Consider the following 3,290-nt stretch of genomic DNA (forward strand, 5'->3'; position numbering starts at 1 on the left):
GGAACTGTTGTAAGCGGTTCTTGTTCCCCCTCGCGGCCTCCCTCATGGCGTGCAGCTCGTCGAGGAACAGCGGCCCCAGGGCTTTGAGGATGTTCGCTTCGCTGGTGTAGTGCGCCCCCAGGTTGCGGCGCTCCGTCTCGTCCATGACGGCCTGGAACATGCTCCCAAAGATTGCCGGGGACACGGCGCCCCAGTCCAGAGTGCAGGCGTCGAGCAGCATTTGCCGCATCTTGGGCGAGAAGTCCGCGAGGTCTATGCGCTCGCTGAACAGCTCGCCATTGACGTAGGGGAAGGCGTTCAGCCAGTCCGGCAAGTTGGCCTGCCTGCGCTCGCGCGGCGTGTCGAGCACCTGGAACAGTCGCCCCAGGACGCTGCCGGTGTCCTCGCCGTCGCTGCGGGTATGGTCGGCCAGCAGGTCGTAAAACAGGCCGCGCTCATCCCAGAGGCCCGTGTCATCCCCGAACAGCAGGAACAGCAGGCGCACGAGCAGCACTTCCAGGGCGTGCCCGGTGTACCCGCTGTCCTCCAGCAGGTTGTGAAGCTTCCCCATCTGCTGCGCGGCCTTCACGTTCACCGGGTCAGCCTCGCGCTGGTGGCGGAGCTGCTTGCCGATCAGGAACGCGAACCGCTCCACTTGGCGGGGCAGGTCAGCCAGGGCGAACTGTTCCGCCTGCCCGGTGGCGACCTCGTGCAAGCGGACCTGCCCGAAGTCCGAGACGGCGACCCACTGGGGCCGCTCGTGCTCCTCCAACACCCCCACGTAGTCGAGGGCCTGCCCGGTGGCGGCCTCCAGATCACGCCCCTTGCTCTTGTGTTCGGCCATGAACAAGCCCGGCCATAGCAGGTCAATTCGGCCCCGCCCGCTGCCCTTCTCCAGCCCCTTCACCTTGCGCTCGAAGGCGGCCACGCGGCGGCGGTCAACACCGTACACGGCCAGGAACTCATTCCAGAAGGTTTGAGCCTCGGCGTTTTCCTTGGTGACCCCCTGCCAGCGGTCGGCAAACTGGGCGGCGCGGGTGCGGATTTCATTCCAAGTGAGCATGTGTGGCACAGTCTCTCACTCGGCTAGGCTGTTGTCGCGCAAACTTAGGGGGAAGTCCAGCCTGGGGATAGAAGGCTGTCAAAGTGCTTATATTCATCTCTAAAGAATTCTAATTAAGGAGGCACCAAATGGAATACATTCACGTCCCCTTCAGTGAAAAGCTAAAAGTATCCACCAAAGATAGAAGATTATTTTACGCTATACCTGACGAACTACAGGAAATATTTACCACTGTTATAGATTTCGGGGAAAAGATTTATATAAATGATGATTCTACTAAACATATAAGAGTATGTAAACAGGCGCTTATAAAAGTGTATCAAGACTTTAAAATAGCAAAGGCAATTTTGAGAGACGGCTACCAAACTCAGGCTTCTACCATAACGTCATCTATGCTTGAAACGGTTTATTTTATATCATACATAGGCTATAAACCTGATAAAGCAGATGAGTGGTTAACTCATGATGAGCATAAATGGAGTGATGGATTCAATAACTGGATGACCTCTACACTTTCACACATGGTTAAAAATGGTGAGATGACAAAAGAACTCAGGCAGGACTGGGAACTAACTGAGCGAGAAACTTACTCGATTTTATGCGCCTCAAAACATAGCAATGGCTTTTCTATTAGGAAAACAAATGTTGTTATGGAAGAAGAGGGAAAACCTTACTTGATAAGTGAGCCGCGCTACACAATTTTTAGTAGGTCTGAGTGCTCTCACACTATGGCACTTGCTATTAGAATAGCGGCTCAAGGTATCGGCGCGTATCTTGGAGCTATATATCCAGATAGAACGTATCGAGCGTTCACAGCAGCTCAAGCGTTGGGTGAAGAGGCTCTGAGGATAGGTCTTGAGATAAGTCATGAATGCTCAAGCGTTCTTGAACAAGAAAAGACTGGGATAGTGACTCCAAAAACGACCTACCTATTTGGAAAAATCAAAATGTAGATATAAGGCTTCCATTAATACAATAGGTGGATGAAGAACATCTGATTCTTCTGACAACCCTACTTTCCGGAGGTCCACTAGCCTCTGACAGTTCTCTGAGACCCCTTCCTGGCCCTCCTGTGCGGTCGTTTTTCAAAGGGTCACGCCTACACGGCTGGGGGGTAGCGCAGGCGAGCGACCAGGAGGGCCGGGGGGTTCCTCAACCCTTCCCACTCGCGGCGGTCGGCCTCCAGGCGGGCGAGCTGGGCCGCGAGCGCCTGCAACCCCCGCCAGCCCTGCGCCAGCGCCTGCCAGATGAGACCCGCGTAGTAGGCGCGGCTGTGGTCGTCATTGAGGGCAGCGGCGATACTGCCCGCCGCGTGGTGGACCAGGACGCGGCGGCGGTCGGGGTCCTGCTCGTCCGCGATGAGCGGTAAGTCGTAAATCACCGTCTGCATCGAGGTTTTTTCGTTCTCGCAGAATATGTCGGGGTCAACAGAATAACGGGGGTCGAGGTAGTCTTCCCCCCCTCCGGGGGTAACGGCCCACTGTTGCAAGACCCGCACAGCAGTCTGTTCGGGGTCGCCTGCGGCTCCCTGTCGGGAAGCAGTTGACCCTGACATATTTTTTTCTTCGTCCCAGAGGGCATTTATCCGCTTGGCGTACCTGAACGCGGTGCGGCCCACCGCCCGGTCTGCGGTCAGGTCGCGGTAACGGTGGCGCAAGTCGCCATAGGTCAGCCGGGGCGTGTGGCCGGGTTGCAGCGCGACGGCGTACACCGTGCCGTCTACCCGCGTCACCACCTCGCCCGTGCTGGCGTCCAGGTCCTCCGCATAGTGCGGGCGGGCCTCAATCAGGCCCGCAGCCTCCAGGGCGTCTGTCCAGCGTGAAACGGTGCGAGGGCACACCCGCAGCGCGGCGGCCAGCAGCTCAGCGGCGCTGTGCAAGACCTCCTGAGTGGCGCTGTGGTGGTGGCGCAGGCGCTCGGCCCGGTAGATCGCCAGCAGGTGCAGTACCCGCCACAGCCTCACCGGCCCCTCTGTCCCGGCCCCCCTGCCCCGCTTGGGGGTTAGGTCGGCCACCCTGTCCCCGGCCACGTCGTCGGCGCTGGGACGTGCGGCGGGGGTCAGGTCGTCGCCTATCTGCTGGATGCGGACCCTTGCCGCCCGAGCCGCGTACAGGCGGCGCTGGGCTTCCTCCAGGGTGGCGGGCAGCCCTTCGATGCGCTGGCCCTCGTCCGCGGCCTCCTGTGTCTCTATTGATTCCGGCATGAGTTAGGGACGAGCGGTAGACTCAGGAGGTGCTGCGCGTCTGGC

General features: G+C 58.8%; 3 protein-coding genes. 1 reads left to right on the forward strand and 2 read right to left on the reverse strand.

Annotated elements, in window-relative coordinates:
- A partial coding sequence (locus tag H565_RS0108995) for a type IIL restriction-modification enzyme MmeI (protein WP_034409037.1) occupies window positions 1-1,042 on the reverse strand: 1,042 nt, incomplete at its 3' end.
- Between the two features lie 128 nt (window positions 1,043-1,170).
- Between H565_RS0108995 and H565_RS16420 the strand changes: the two genes are divergently transcribed.
- Complete coding sequence (locus tag H565_RS16420) at window positions 1,171-1,995, forward strand: hypothetical protein (RefSeq protein WP_157468959.1); 825 nt, start codon at window positions 1,171-1,173, stop codon at window positions 1,993-1,995.
- Window positions 1,996-2,141: 146 nt separating this feature from the next.
- Here the strand turns inward: H565_RS16420 and H565_RS0109000 are convergent, their stop codons facing one another.
- Window positions 2,142-3,245 carry a hypothetical protein gene (locus tag H565_RS0109000; protein WP_027460736.1) on the reverse strand — a complete coding sequence of 368 codons (1,104 nt, stop codon included), beginning with the start codon at window positions 3,243-3,245 and terminating at the stop codon, window positions 2,142-2,144.
- Window positions 3,246-3,290 lie beyond the last annotated feature (45 nt).

The sequence above is a fragment of the Deinococcus murrayi DSM 11303 genome (assembly GCF_000482805.1).
Classification (GTDB): domain Bacteria; phylum Deinococcota; class Deinococci; order Deinococcales; family Deinococcaceae; genus Deinococcus; species Deinococcus murrayi.

Excerpts from the sequence above, each read along its gene's own strand:
- H565_RS0109000 (WP_027460736.1), bottom strand. The coding sequence starts at position 3,245 with ATGCCGGAATCAATAGAGACACAGGAGGCCGCGGACGAGGGCCAGCGC.
- H565_RS16420 (WP_157468959.1), top strand. The coding sequence starts at position 1,171 with ATGGAATACATTCACGTCCCCTTCAGTGAAAAGCTAAAAGTATCCACC.